Here is a 14,180-nt window from a genome sequence, read left to right as displayed (position 1 = left end):
CTCTTGGGCAAGCAAGAGAAAGTGACCCGGCCTCCGGCAGGAGGGCGGAAGCCCGCCGCAGGCGAGCCTGATAGCCGTGCGGTCAAACCAAGAGCGAAAGTCGCTGGATCCCAGCCTTCGCTGGGATGACGTCGAGGGGGAGCACGCGGAGACGCGTAGCTTCCTCCTGGTGTTCCAAGCGCTTCGCCCTTTGTCCTCCGTTCGTGCAGAAGTCGAACTGACTGGTGCGGTCACGGAACTGGCGATTGCAGAGTGAGACTGTGATGGGAGAAGCCATCTTGCCTTCGCCGTGTTCCAAACAGAGAGCGCTTAGAGCCGTAGCGCAGCGTCTTTCGAATCCCATGAAGGTGGGAGGAACGACACCAATACCTCCACCATCCATCAGCCGAAACACAACTTTTGCTAAATTGGCCCCATGACCCGCCCAAAAGCAGACGCCCACGATCCCACCTCGGTAGGCGACAACCGCCTGGTGGTGGCCATTTCCTCGCGCGCCCTGTTCGATCTGGGTGACAGCCACGAGCTGTTCGAGCGTGAGGGTCTGGATGCCTATCGTTCGTTCCAGATCGAGCACGAGAACGAGATCCTCAAGCCCGGCGTGGCGTTCCCGCTGGTGCAGAAGCTGCTGGATCTGAACAAGCTTGCGGGCGATGTGCCGCCAGTGGAGGTGATCCTGCTGTCGCGCAACTCCGGCGACACGGGACTGCGCATCTTCAATGCAATCCAGCACTACGGGCTGGAAATCAGTCGTGCCGCCTTCACCAGCGGGGCGCCGACGTCCGACTACATCGCGCCGTTCAAGACCGACCTGTTTCTCTCCGCCAATGCCGAGGACGTGGGCCGGGCCCTGGCCGCAGGCGTGGCGGCGGCGACTATCCTCCCGTCCACGGCGCCGCCGCGCGCCACCGAGCAGCTTCGCATTGCCTTTGACGGTGATGCCGTGATCTTCGGTGACGAGGGCGAGCGGGTCTCGCGTGAGGAAGGGTTGGAAGCATTCCACCGCAACGAGCACGCCCTCGCCGACGAGCCCTTGTCGGTGGGACCGTTCCGCGGCTTCCTCACCGCGGTGCATCGGTTGCAGGCGGCGTTCCCTGCCGAGCATTCGCCGATCCGCACTGCGCTGGTCACGGCGCGCTCGGCGCCGGCGCATAAACGGGTGATTCTCACGCTGCGTCGCTGGGGCGTGCGCATCGACGAGGCGCTTTTCCTCGGCGGGCGCGACAAGGGACCGTTCCTGGATGCGTTCGGCGCGGACATCTTCTTCGATGATTCCCCGGCCAACGTGGAGTCGGCGCGCAAGCACGTGGCGACGGGCCATGTGCCGCACGGTGTCAGCAACCGCTAGAACGCTCGTACAGGTTCACGCTGCGCGCGCTGGTGGCGCAGCGTCCTTACGGTTGCTGTCGGGAAGACGTAGCTACGCCCCATCCCTTCGGAATCGGCTATCCGTGCACGAGGTGCAATCCACCAGCTCTGCGTCGATCAGGGCACCGAATGGCCCTTGTTCGCCGTCCAGATCGCGTACCAGTCCTCGGCATCGAGCGTGACATCCAGTGCGGCGACCGCCTCGCGCAGGCTCTCGATGCGGCCCGAGCCCGTGATGGGGTGGGGGCGTGACGGATGGCGCAGCACCCAGGCGAAGGCAAGCGTGGTCAGGCTGATGCCGTAGCGATGGGCCATGGTGGTCATCTCGGCGCGTACGCGCACGGCTTGCTCGTCGTCACCCGTGAACAGGCGGCCACCGGCCAGGGGTGACCAGATCATTGGGCGCACGCCCACCTGCTGGAACTGGTCGAGGGCGCCGTTGTCGAGTGCATTCATCTGGAGCGGCGACAGTTCCAGCTGGTTGGTCACCAGCGGATGGTGCTGCTGCAGGAGGGCGAACTGGCTGGCGCTGAAATTGGAGACACCCCAGTTCTCCACCTTGCCTTCGCGGGTGAGCGTGGCGAAGGTGTCGGCCAGCGCGGCCGCGTCCATCAGGTAGTCAGGTCGGTGAATCATCACCACATCGAGCTGCTCAGTGTGCAGGTTGCGCAGTGACTGCTCGACCTGTGCGCGTACATAGGCCGGCGCGCTGTCGTAGTAGTTGATGCGGTAGGCATGCTGCGGCGATCGCAGGCGGATGCCGCACTTGGTCGCCAGCTGCATGCGGGCGCGCAGCGACGGCGCCGCCTTGAGCGCCTCGCCGAATTGCGCCTCGGCCTGGTAGCCACCGTAGATATCTGCGTGGTCAAACGTGGTGATGCCCAAGTCCAGAGCTTGCTCAATCCAGCGCACGCGTTCGGCGACGCTGAGCCTCCAGTCGACGATGCGCCAAAGTCCGGCGACGATGGGGGAGAGGGCGAAGGGAGCAGTCGACATGACGAGGCCAGCAGGGAACGAGGCAGGCAGTGTGCCAATCCCTCCCGACGCACGCCAGACGGCGTTGTCAGTGCGCTGGCGCGTTGGCCGCCACGGGCGTTGCTTCGTCCAGTTGTGCGGCGGACCAGCCGCCACCGAGGTCGCCGATCAGCGACACGGTGTCGACCAGGCGCTGCTGGCGCACGCTGAGCGCGCTTTCCTCGGTGCTTAGCCGCGTGGTCTGGGCGATGGCGGCGGTGGTGTAGTCGACGGTGCCGGCCTTGTATTCGTTGAAGGCGATCTCGGCGCCTCGGGTGGCGTTGCGTACCGCCGAGTCCAGCACGTCGGCCTGCTGGGACAGGATGGTGAGGCCCGAGAGGTCATCCTCCACGTTCTTGAACGCGGTCAGCACGGTGCCGCGGTAGTTGGCGACCGCGGCCTCGTAGTTGGCGCGGGCGGCGGCGACCTGGCCGTGCCGAGCGCCGAAGTCGAACACGGTCTGGCTGACGTCTGCGCCCAACGACCACACGTGGTTCGCCACATGCAGCAGCCCTGAGAGTGGCGACTGCGCGAAGCCGTCAGCGGCCGACAACGAAATGGACGGATAGTAGGCGGCGATCGCGACGCCGATCGCCGCGTTCTGCGCGGCCATCTCACGTTCGGCCACGGCGATGTCGGGGCGGCGCTGCAACAAGGTGGACGGTACGCCCGCTGGTACGGAGGGCAGGTTGGGCAGGTTGCTGTCGTGGGGGATGTCCAGTTCCTCGGGTGTCTTGCCCACCAGCACGGCGATGGCATGCGCGTATTGCGCGCGGGAGATGCCCAGCGCGAGCAGGCTGGATTGGGCATTTTCCAGTTGCGTGCGGGCGGTGATCACGTCCGAAGGCGGCACGGTGCCGGCCTTGTCCTGGTTGGCGACAACGCGAAGGTATTCCTGGTACTCGGTGACAGTCCGCTGCAACAGATCGATGTTGGCGTCGGTGACGCGCAGGTCGATCACCGCCGTGGCGAGCGCCACCTGCTCGGCCAGCGTGGCATTGGCCAGCGTGGCCTCGCTGGCCTGGGCGTTGGCCTTGCTCTCTTCCACCGTGCGCCGCACCTTGCCCCAGAAGTCCGGCGCCCAGCTCACATTGCCCTCGAGCGAGCCGGAGGTGCTCACCGGCTTGAGGTGTTCCACACCGCTGCCGACGTTGCCCGCCGCACTGCGTTGCTTGCTGACCGAACCGGCGATGCCGATGGTGGGGAACAGGCTGCTGCGCGCCACCTGCACCTCGGCCATGGCCGCCTCGTAATTGGCGTAGTCCTGCTGCACGGTCTGGTTGGACACCGACACCTGCGGCTCAAGCTCATCGAGCAGCGGATCGTTGAAAGTCGTCCACCAATCGCCCTTCGGCGCTTCGGCGGCGGGCGTGGCGGCGACCCAGCCGGGCAGCTCCTTGTACTGTGGCGGCGCCGGCGAGTCGGGACGGTGGTAGTCGGGCCCGACCATGCACGCGCCGAGCAGCAGCGTGAGCGAAGTGGCCAGGATGGTGCGAAGTGGCTGGATGTTCATGCGGGTACGTCCGATCGATTCCACGGCAGGCTCTGCGACCAGCGGGCCAGCCGCGCGCGCAGACGATCCAGGTAGAGGTAGATCACCGGCGTCGTGTAGAGGGTGAAGACCTGGCTGAGGATCAGGCCGCCCATCACAGTGATGCCCAGCGGCTGGCGTAGCGATGCACCCTGGCCGATGCCAATGGCCAGCGGAACGGCGCCGAGCACGGCGGCGGCGGTGGTCATCATGATTGGCCGCAGTCGGACCACGGCGGCCTGGTGGATGGCGTCGTGCGGCGCCATACGTTCGTCGCGCTGAAGGTGGATGGCGACGTCAATCATCATGATGGCGTTTTTCTTGACGATGCCGATCAGCAGGATGATGCCGATCAGCGCGATCACCGAGAACGGTGTGCCGAAGATCAGCAGCGCGAGCGTGGCGCCGATGCCCGCCGAGGGCAGCGTGGACAGGATGGTGATGGGGTGCACCGTGTTCTCGTAGAGGATGCCCAAGACGATGTACACCGCCCCCAGCGCGGCCAGGATCAACAGCGGCATGGTGGACATGGATTGCGCATAGACCTGGGCGGCCCCGGCGCTGCCGCCATGAATGGAAGCTGGCATGCCGATTTCCTGCCCGGCTTGCTGGATCGCCGCCAGCGCCTTGCTGAGCGAACCGCCGGGCGGCAGGTTGAAGGACACCGTGCCGGCGACCAGCCCGCCCTGATGGTTGACCTGGGTGGCCGTGTGGTTGGTGATGTAGTTGGCCATCGCCGGGAACTGCACCATGGTCTCGGCCGCAGTGCTGTCCGCGCTGCCGCTGGAGCTGCCGCCTCTGGCGTTGGAGATCGCGTTGGTCTGTTGGTTGGCCTCGGCGTCGGCGTTGAGCGCGTTGGTATTTTCGCCCTCGGCGGCGGCGCCACTCACCGCAAGCACCGGAGTAACGCCCTTGACCAGCGCCTTGGACATCTGCGTCTGCTGCGTGCCGGTGGGATTGCCGGCGGCGGTGCTGAAGTGCATGCGGTCGATGATCTGCGGGTACTGCCAGTAGCGCGGCGCCACTTCCATCACCACGTAGTACTGGTTGAGCTCGTTGTAGATGGTCGACACGGTGCGCTGGCCGAACGCGTCGTAGAGCACGTTGTCGATCTGGTTGGGTGCGAAGGTGAAGCGGGCGGCGGTGGGGCGATCGAGGTTGACGTAGATCTGCAGGCCGTTCTGCTGCAGGTCGGAATTGACGTCGACCAGCTCGGTCCGGTACTTGCCCAGCGCGGTCAGCAGCCGCGGCACCCAGGTGTACAGCGCATCCGGATCGTCGCTGGTGAGCGTGTACTGGTATTCCGCGGCCGACTGTCGTCCGCCGATGTGCAGGTCCTGCGCGGCCTGCATGAACAGCTTGGCGCCGGAGACCGCGTTGAGTTTCGGACGCAGCCGATCGACTACCTGCGCTGCCGTCAGTCGGCGCTGGGACAGCGGTTTGAGTTCCACGTACACGTTGGCGGTGTTGAGCGCGCGGCCGCCGGTGAAGCCGGCCACCGAGGCCACGGCCGGGTCCTTGTTTACGATGGACTGCAGCTGCGCGAGCTTTTGCTCCATCGCCTGGAAGGAGATGCTCTGGTCGGCGATGATCTGTCCGATCAGGATGCCGTTGTCCTGCTCCGGAAAGAAGGTCGACGGCAGCAGCCTGACCAGGAACACATTGGCCACCATCAGCCCGATCAGCAACAGGATGACCAGCAATGCGTGATCGAGCACCGCAGTCAGCGTTCGCGAATAGGCCTGCTTGAAGCGCTCGAACTGGCGCTCGTACCACACAGCCCAGCGAGCGCGCGAATGCAGGGTCTGGCGGCTCAGCACGTGGGCCGCCATGCAGGGCGTGACGGTGAGTGAAATGACCAGCGACAGCAGGATGGCGGTGGACAGGGTCACCGCGAACTCGTGGAACAACAGGCCCACGATGCCGGGCATCAGCAGGATCGGCAGGAACACCGCGATCAGCGACAGGCTCATCGAGATCACCGTGAAGCTGACTTCGGCGCTGCCGACCATGGCGGCCTCATGCACCTCCATGCCCGATTCCACATGGCGCACGATGTTCTCCAGCACCACCACCGCATCGTCGACCACGAAACCGGTGCCAATCGTGAGCGCCATGAGCGACAGGTTGTCGATGCTGTGTCCCATCAGGTACATCGGGCCGAAGGTGCCGACGATGGAAAGCGGCAGCGCCACCGCCGGCACCAGCACGGCGCGGGGCGACTGCAGGAAAATGTAGACCACCCCGATCACCAGCACGATGGCCATCACCAAAGTGCGCTCGGTGTCGTTGACGGCGGCGTTGACTGACTGCGAACGATCGATCGCAATGCCGATATGCACGTTGTGCGGCAGCGTCGCTTCGATCGCCGGCAATACGTGGCGGATCTGCGACACGGTCTTGACGATATTGCTTCCTGGCAGCGGAAAGACGATCACCAGCACCGCGTCCTGGCCGTTGTAGAGGCCGGCGTTGCGTATGTTCTCGGCCGAGTCCACGACCTGGGCCACGTCGCGCAACAGCACCGGCGCGCCTTCGCGGTAGGCGATGACCAGGTCGCGATAGGGCGCGGCCTTGCTGATCTGGTCGTTGGATAGCACCTCGAAGCGCTGGCCGTTCTGGTCGATATGGCCCTTGACGCTGTCGGCGTTGGCGGCGCTGATGGCGGCGCGAGTGTCTTCCAGGCCGATCCCGTAGCTGTTGAGCTGGTCCGGTTCCAGCTCCACGCGCACCGAGGGCAGGGCGCTGCCGCCCAGGGTGATCTGGCCCACGCCATCCACCTGCGAGAGCTGCTGCTGGATCACCGAGTTGGCCGAGTCGTACAGCTGCGCGCGGGTCAGCGTATGCGAGGTCAGCGCCAGCACCATGATGGGCGAATCGGCAGGGTTGTACTCGCGGTAAGTCGGATTGTTGCGCAGGGTGGTGGGCAGATCGGCGCGGGAGGCCTGGATCGCCGCCTGCACGTCACGCGCAGCGCCGTTGATGTCGCGATTGAGGCCGAACTGCACCACGATGATCGCGGTGCCGACGGTGCTCTGCGAGGTCAGCTCGGTGACGTCGGCGATGGTGCCCAACCGGCGTTCCAGCGGTTCGGCCACGGTGGAGGCCATGATCTCGGGGCTGGCGCCGGCCATGCTCGCCTGCACCACCACCACCGGGAAGGTGATATTGGGCAGCGGCGCCACCGGCAGGTGGAAGTAGGCAAGCAGGCCCGATAGCAGGATCGCAGCGGCCAACAGCGTGGTCGCCACCGGTCGCTGGATGAACAGCCCGGGGATGTTCACGGCGCGCCCTCGGTGGCCGGGCCGGCCTGCTTGCGTCCCACACGCTGGGCCAGGCGGTCAAAGAACAGATAGATCACCGGCGTGGTGAACAGCGTCAGCACCTGGCTCAGGGTGAGGCCGCCGATGATGGCAAGGCCGAGCGGACGGCGCAGCTCCGAGCCGGTGCCCGTGCCGAGCAGCATCGGCATTGCGCCCAGCATGGCCGCCAGCGTGGTCATCAATATCGGGCGGAAGCGCAGCAGCGACGCCTCGAAGATCGCCTCCTCGGCCGGTTTGCCCTCGACCCGCTCCGCCTCCAGGGCGAAGTCCACGATCATGATCGCGTTCTTCTTCACGATGCCGATCAGCAGCACGATGCCGATGATGCCGATCACGTCCAGGTCGCTGCCGGCAATCATCAGCGACAGCAACGCGCCAATACCGGCCGATGGCAAGGTGGACAGGATCGTCAGCGGATGGATGAAGCTCTCGTAGAGCACACCCAGCACGATGTACACCGCCACCAGCGCGGCGATCAGCAGATAGACCTCGCTGGCCAGCGAATCACGGAAGGCCTGCGCGGCGCCCTGGAATGAGGAAGTGATCGAGGAAGGCAGGTGGATCGCCTGCTCGACCTGTTCGACCTCCTTCACTGCCTTGCTCAGCGAGGCATCCTTGGCGAGGTTGAAGGACACCGTCACTGCCGGAAACTGGGCGAGATGACTGATCACCAGCGGCGACTTGGTGACTTTGAGTGTGGCGATGCCCTTCAGCGGTACCTGGCCTGAGGTCGAGGTCTGGCTGGGCAGGTAGAGGTCGCCCAGCGAATCTATTGTCGGCAGGCTTTCCGGCTGCGCTACCAGGATCACCCGGTACTGGCTGGCCTGTTCGAAGATGGTGGAGACAATGCGCTGGCCGAGCGCGTCGTACAGCGCGTTGTCGATGGTGGCCGCGGTGATGCCGTAGCGCGCGGCCAGCTGGCGGTTCACCTCGATGTTGACGGCGAGACCATCGTTGTTGAGGTCGCTGGTCACGTCGGTGATCGAGTGGATCTGCTTCAGTCGTGCGGTCAGCTCTGGCACGTATTGCGAGAAAGCCTGCTGGCTGGGACCCCGAAGCACAAACTGGTACTGGTTCGGCGAGATGGTGGTATCCAGCGTGAGGTCCTGCTCCGGCCGCAGGTACAGCTTGATGCCGGGCACGCTGGCCGCTTCCTCCTGCAGGCGTCGGGCGATTTCGCCGGCGGTCGACGAGCGGTCGTCGCGGGCCTTCAGGTTGATCAGGAAGCGACCGTTGTTGAGGGTGGTGTTGGTGCCATCGATGCCGACATAGGAAGTGAGGCTGGTGACGTCGGGGTCCTTCAGGATGGCTTCGGCCAACGCCGCCTGGCGATCGACCATGGCGGCATAGGAGACCGAGTTGTCGGCCACGCTGATGCCCTGGATCACGCCCACGTCCTGCACCGGGAACAGGCCCTTCGGGATCACCACGTACAGCACGATGGTCAGCGCCAGGGTCAGCATGAACACCAGCAGGGTGGCGGTCTGGTGCGCCATCACATAGGAAAGGCCGCGCTTGTATGCGGCCAGCGTCTGGTCGAACAGGCGCTCGCTGATCTGTTCGAAGCGGCTGGGATGGCGCTCGGATTTGGCGCGCAGCAGGCGCGCGCACAGCATCGGCACCAGGGTGAGTGAAACCACCGCCGACAACACGATGGTCACGGCGAGCGTCACCGCGAATTCGCTGAACAGTCGGCCGATCACCCCGCCCATGAACAGCAGCGGGATCAGCACCGCGATCAGCGACACGGTCAGCGAGAGGATGGTGAAGCCGATCTGGCCGGCTCCCACCAGCGCCGCCTCGAGTGGTGGCTTGCCTTCCTCGAGGTAGCGCACCACGTTCTCGATCATCACGATCGAATCGTCCACCACGAAACCGGTGGCGATGATCAGCGCCATGAGCGACAGGTTGTCGATCGAATAATTGAGCTGGTACATCAGCGCCAGCGTGCCGACCAGCGAGACCGGCACCGAGATGCTGGGGATGACCGTCGCCGGCAGGTTGCGCAGAAACACGAAGATCACCAGCACCACCAGCACCACCGCAAGGATCAGCTCGAAGGCGGCGTCCGACACCGAGGCGCGGATCACGCCGGTGCTGTCGGAAACCACCTCGACATGCATGCCCGCCGGCAGCGTCGATTCGAGCTGGGGCAGCACCTGCATGATCTTGTCGACCGTGGCGATCACGTTGGCGCCCGGTTGGCGCTGCACGTTGAGCACGATCGCCTGGGTGCGGTTGTACCAGGCGCCTTGCTCGGTGTTCTGCGCGGACTGGCTCACGCGCGCCACGTCGCGAAGGAATACCGGCGCGCCATTCTGGTAGGCGATTACCGTATCCAGGTAATCCTGCGGATCATGGATCTGGTCGTTGCCGTTGATGGTGTAATTCAGTTCCGGGCCGTCGATGTTGCCCTTGGGCTGACTGACGTTGACGTTGTTGATCAGCGTGCGCAGGTCATCCAGGTTGATGCCGTAGCCGGCCAGTTTCCTCGGGTCCGCCTCGATGCGGATGGCCGGCACATTGCCGCCTGCAGGCGTGACCAGGCCCACGCCCGATACCTGCGAGATCTTCGCACCGAGGCGGTTGTTGGCCACGTCCTGCAACTGCGGCAGCGACATCGAGCGCGACGACACCGCCAGGGTGAGGATGGGCCGGTCGGCCGGATTGACCTTGGCGTAAGTCGGCGGCGCCGGCAGGCCGGAGGGCAGCAGGCTGTTGGCGGCGTTGATGGCCTCCTGCACGTTCTGCTCGGCCACGTCGAGGTTGAGTGAGAGGTCAAACTGCAAGGTGATGATCGAGGCGCCGGCCGAGCTGTACGAAGTCATCTGCTGCAAGCCGGGGATCTGGCCCAGCTGGACTTCCAGTGGCGCGGTGACCGTGGTCGCCATCACGGTGGGGCTGGCGCCGGGATAGAAGGTCTGCACCTGGATGGTGGGGTAGTCGACGTTGGGCAGCGACGACACCGGCAGGAATCGCATCGCCACCAGGCCCACCAGCACCAGCGCGATCATCAACAGCGAGGTCGCCACCGGCCTGAGCACGAACAGGCGGGAAATGTTCATCGGTCCGCGCGCCCGGCTCGATCAGGACGCGCTGGCGGTGCGCGCGTGCTTGTCATGGGTTTGCGCCGGCGCAGCATGGCCGCTGGTGCTTGCCGCTGCTGGCGCGGGCGAGGCGACGCGGATGGCGGCGCCGTCGCTGAGCCGGTCCATGCCATCGGTCACCACGCGCTGTCCGGCCTGGAGGCCGGCGAGGATCACCGTGCGCCGGCCGTCGCTTGGGCCGGGAGTGATCTTGTGCACGGTGACGGTCTGGTCGGCATTGACCAGGTAGACATAGTTGCCCGGCGCGCCGCTCAGCACCGCCGGAGTCGGCACCACCACTGCTTTGTGCATGGTGTCCACCAGCAGCCGCGCATTGACGAACTCATTGGGGAACAATATTTCGTTGTCATTGGCGAACTTCGCGCGCAGCGTCACCGTGCCGGTGCTGGTGGCCATCTGGTTGCTCAGCGCAAACAGCGTGCCGGTGGCAAGCTCCTTGGTGTTGTCGCTGTTGTAGACAGTCACCGGCAGCGTGGCGCCGCTGTTGACGCGTTCCAGCACCTGGCCCAGCGAGTTCTGCGGCACGGCGAATTGCACCGTGGTCGGCTTCATGGTGGTGATGGTGACGATGCCCGGCGAGCTCGACTGGGTGACGAAGTTGCCGGGATCGACCAGGCGCAATCCGACGCGCCCGGCCACCGGCGCCGTGATATGGCAGTAGATGAGGTCCAGTTCGGCCTGCGCGATCGCAGCCTGATCCGCCTTCACCGCAGCTTCGCCCTGCTGCACGGTGAACTTCTGGTTCGCATAGATCTGTTCGGCGATCGAGTTCTGCTCGTGCAGTTGCGTGTAGCGCACGAGGTCGGCCCTGGCCTGGGCGAGGCTGGCCTGATCCTTGGCCAGTTGCGCCTCCGCCTGCTGCTTGTTGATCTCGAACTGGCGTGGGTCGATCTGTGCGAGGAACTGTCCCTTGGCGACGTCCTGGCCTTCCTGGTAACCCACGGCGGTGAGGTACCCGCTGAGCTGCGGCAGCACGTTGACCGTGGCGATCGGCGTGACGGTGCCCAGTGCGCTGAGAATCACCGGCATGTCACCCAGCGTGGCGGTGGCCACGCTCACCACCTGCGGCGGGTTACCGGCCTTGCTCTTCTGGCCGGTGATCACGTGGATCACCATCAGTGCGATCAGCACGGCGCCGACAATGGCCGCGATCATCACGCCACGCCGTTTGCGCGGCTGAGCGGTGGCGTTCGGAGTGTCGGCACTCATGCAGCATCTCCCGGCGGTTCCGCAGTCCACGGGTGAAGCAACAACGCTCGACGTTCTGCGGCGCCGTCAGTGCGGCGCCGTCAGAAGCCCGGTCGAGACATCTTTAACGATCCTTCACGCAAGTGGTTGACCCCACAGGGGGTGTCACTGCCGCAGACAGATGGCACACCGGCCGTCATGGCGTGGTGATCGTGACGACGGGGCATGTCCGGCGGCGGGGCGCCGCGGACTCAGACCATGCGGGCGCGCTTCCACCAGCCGGTGACTTGTTCTTCGCGCAACAGGGTGAACAGACCCGAACCAAGGATCAGCACGATGCCGATCAGCATGGGCCAGTCCAGGTGGTCGCCGAACAGCCAGTAGCCGAAGAAGATCGCCCACAGCATCTGGCTGTACTGGGTGGGCGCCACGCGATTGGCCGGCGCATGGTGGGTCGCCAGCATCAGCAGCACGCCGGCCAGGCCCGCCATCAAGCCATAGCCGGCCAGCAGGAACCATTGGTGCAGGTTCGGCCACACGAAGTTGGACAACATCAGCACGCCGCCAGCAGCCAGCGGGCCGATCACGCCGGCGCCGTACAGGCTGATGCGTTTCTCATGGGGACCGGCCATGCGCAGCGCCACCACCGAGACAGCGCCGGACAGGCCGCAGGTCATTGCCGCAAAATGGCCCACACCCAGCACGCGAAAGCCCGGGCGCAGCACCACCAGCACACCGATGAAACCCACGATCACCGCCGACCAGCGCCGCCAGCCCACGTGTTCCTTGAGGAAGATCACCGAGAGCAGCGTGACGAAGATCGGCAGCAGAAAGATCAGCGCAAAGGCTTCGGCCATCGGCAGCGCGGTAAAGGCGATGACCGCGGCGATGTTGCAGATGGCGCCGGTGATCGCGCGTATCCACCACAGGCTCGGCTTGCGCGCGTGAAACACCTCGACGTAACGGTCGCCCGGCCTGCGGATGAAGGGCAGGGCGCTGAGCATCAGCACCGCGCCGAAGAACACCGCCTCGAACGCCGGCAGCGTCCCGTGCAGGGATTTCACGAAGGCGTCGCTGATCGCGTAGGCCGCGTAGCAGGCAAAGCCGAGTAGGACACCTTTGAACATGAATGATCCGGCAGGGGATGCGTCGTGCCAGCAAGGCCCGGAAACCCGCCTGGACGGGGCCTGGCGGCTTTCACGGGGACTCAAGGCATGTGAATCCCGGCGATTGCCCCCTGGGGCGGCGCCGGCCGGGATATCGGGGATGAGACGCATGGTCCCATAGGCCAGCCCTAGCGCCTACCCCGGACTGCTGCACCCCGTCATGACCGCCTCAGGCTACCCCGCTAGAATGGAAGATTGTCCCCATTCACGGAACCGCTGACGATGTCCGCTCGCCTGAATCCCCTCGACCTCTACGACGTCCGCTCGCTGTTGTCCGACGAAGAGCGCATGGTGCAGGACTCCGTCGGCCGCTTCGTCGACGAGAAGGTGCTGCCGATCATCGGGGATTGCTTCGACCAGGGCCGCTTCCCCAAGGAGCTGGTTCCGGAGATCGCCAGCCTGGGCCTGCTGGGCGCGACCATCCCGGAGAAGTACGGCTGCGCCGGCATGAACGGCGTCAGCTACGGCCTGATCTGCCAGGAGCTGGAGCGCGGCGACTCGGGCCTGCGCAGCTTCGCCTCGGTGCAGAGCTCGCTGTGCATGTACCCGATCTACGCCTACGGCACGGAAGAGCAGAAGATGCACTACCTGCCGAAGATGGCGGCGGGCGAGATCATCGGCTGCTTCGGCCTCACCGAGCCGCACGGCGGCTCCGATCCGGCCAACATGAAGACCCACGCCAAGAAGGACGGCGGTGACTGGGTCATCAACGGCGCCAAGATGTGGATCACCAACGGCAACCTCGCGCACATCGCCATTGTGTGGGCGCAGACCGAGGACGGCATCCAGGGCTTCATCGTGCCGACCAACACGCCGGGCTTCACCGCGCAGGAAGTGCACAAGAAGATGAGCCTGCGCGCGTCGGTGACCTCCGCGCTGTTCTTCGACAACGTGCGCGTGCCGGAAGCCAATCGCCTGCCCAACGTAAAGGGCCTGAAGGGTCCGCTGGGCTGCCTCACGCAGGCGCGCTACGGCATCACCTGGGGCCCGATCGGCGCCGCGCAGGCCTGCCTGAAGGAAGTGCTCGACTACACGCAGGAACGCGTGCTGTTCGGTCGTCCGCTCGCTTCCAATCAGGCCATCCAGATCAAGATGGCCGAGATGGCCCGGCGCATCACCATGGCGCAGCTGCTGTCGCTGCAGCTTGGCCGCCTCAAGGATGCCGGGAACATGCAGCCGACCCAGGTGTCGCTGGCCAAGTGGAACAACTGCCGCATCGCCATCGACATCGCGCGCGAATGCCGCGACATCCTCGGCGGCGCCGGCATCACCACCGAGCACGTGGCGATTCGCCATGCGCTGAACCTGGAATCGGTCATCACCTATGAGGGTACCGAGACGGTGCACCAGTTGGTGGTGGGGCGCGAGCTGACGGGCATCAACGCGTTCTGATTGCGCTTCCATGCCGTCGCCCCAGCGCAGGCTGGGGCCCAGCGTCTTCGCCCCTCCTCCGAAGTCACTGGATCCCAGCCTGCGCTGGGATGAC

8 protein-coding genes are annotated in these 14,180 nt (G+C 65.4%); 2 read left to right on the top strand and 6 right to left on the bottom strand.

All coding sequences use genetic code 11. The annotated features are described in order from the left end of the window. The first annotated feature begins 415 nt into the window (after window positions 1–415). The gene (locus tag DVT68_RS02475; RefSeq protein WP_114823464.1) at window positions 416–1,345 is read left to right on the top strand and encodes a 5'-nucleotidase; all 930 of its coding nucleotides are present in this window, start codon (window positions 416–418) and stop codon (window positions 1,343–1,345) included. A 137-nt stretch (window positions 1,346–1,482) separates the two neighbouring features. Here the strand turns inward: DVT68_RS02475 and DVT68_RS02470 are convergent, their stop codons facing one another. From DVT68_RS02470 to DVT68_RS02445, 6 genes are all read right to left on the bottom strand, one after another. Continuing rightward, window positions 1,483–2,361 carry an aldo/keto reductase gene (locus tag DVT68_RS02470; RefSeq protein ID WP_114823463.1) on the bottom strand — a complete coding sequence of 293 codons (879 nt, stop codon included), beginning with the start codon at window positions 2,359–2,361 and terminating at the stop codon, window positions 1,483–1,485. A 67-nt stretch (window positions 2,362–2,428) separates the two neighbouring features. Further along, a complete protein-coding gene (locus tag DVT68_RS02465; RefSeq protein ID WP_114823462.1) occupies window positions 2,429–3,892 on the bottom strand; it encodes an efflux transporter outer membrane subunit in 1,464 nt (487 codons plus the stop codon). Continuing rightward, window positions 3,889–7,194, bottom strand: a complete 3,306-nt coding sequence (locus tag DVT68_RS02460) for an efflux RND transporter permease subunit (protein WP_114823461.1) — start codon at window positions 7,192–7,194, stop codon at window positions 3,889–3,891. The genes DVT68_RS02465 and DVT68_RS02460 overlap by 4 nt, the downstream gene beginning before the upstream one ends. Then, window positions 7,191–10,298 carry an efflux RND transporter permease subunit gene (locus DVT68_RS02455; protein WP_114823460.1) on the bottom strand — a complete coding sequence of 1,036 codons (3,108 nt, stop codon included), beginning with the start codon at window positions 10,296–10,298 and terminating at the stop codon, window positions 7,191–7,193. The genes DVT68_RS02460 and DVT68_RS02455 overlap by 4 nt, the downstream gene beginning before the upstream one ends. 21 nt (window positions 10,299–10,319) lie before the next feature. Beyond that, on the bottom strand, window positions 10,320–11,549 hold the full coding sequence (locus DVT68_RS02450; RefSeq protein WP_114823459.1) for an efflux RND transporter periplasmic adaptor subunit: 1,230 nt from the start codon (window positions 11,547–11,549) through the stop codon (window positions 10,320–10,322). A gap of 230 nt (window positions 11,550–11,779) precedes the next feature. Beyond that, complete coding sequence (locus tag DVT68_RS02445) at window positions 11,780–12,655, bottom strand: DMT family transporter (protein WP_114823458.1); 876 nt, start codon at window positions 12,653–12,655, stop codon at window positions 11,780–11,782. A gap of 261 nt (window positions 12,656–12,916) precedes the next feature. Between DVT68_RS02445 and DVT68_RS02440 the strand changes: the two genes are divergently transcribed. Next, window positions 12,917–14,086 (top strand): acyl-CoA dehydrogenase family protein, encoded by a 1,170-nt coding sequence (locus DVT68_RS02440; protein WP_114823457.1) that lies wholly within the window; start codon window positions 12,917–12,919, stop codon window positions 14,084–14,086. The last annotated feature ends 94 nt before the right edge of the window (window positions 14,087–14,180 follow it).

Source organism: Dyella solisilvae, assembly GCF_003351225.1.
Classification (GTDB): domain Bacteria; phylum Pseudomonadota; class Gammaproteobacteria; order Xanthomonadales; family Rhodanobacteraceae; genus Dyella; species Dyella solisilvae.
This window is presented reverse-complemented; position numbering and strand designations above follow the sequence as displayed.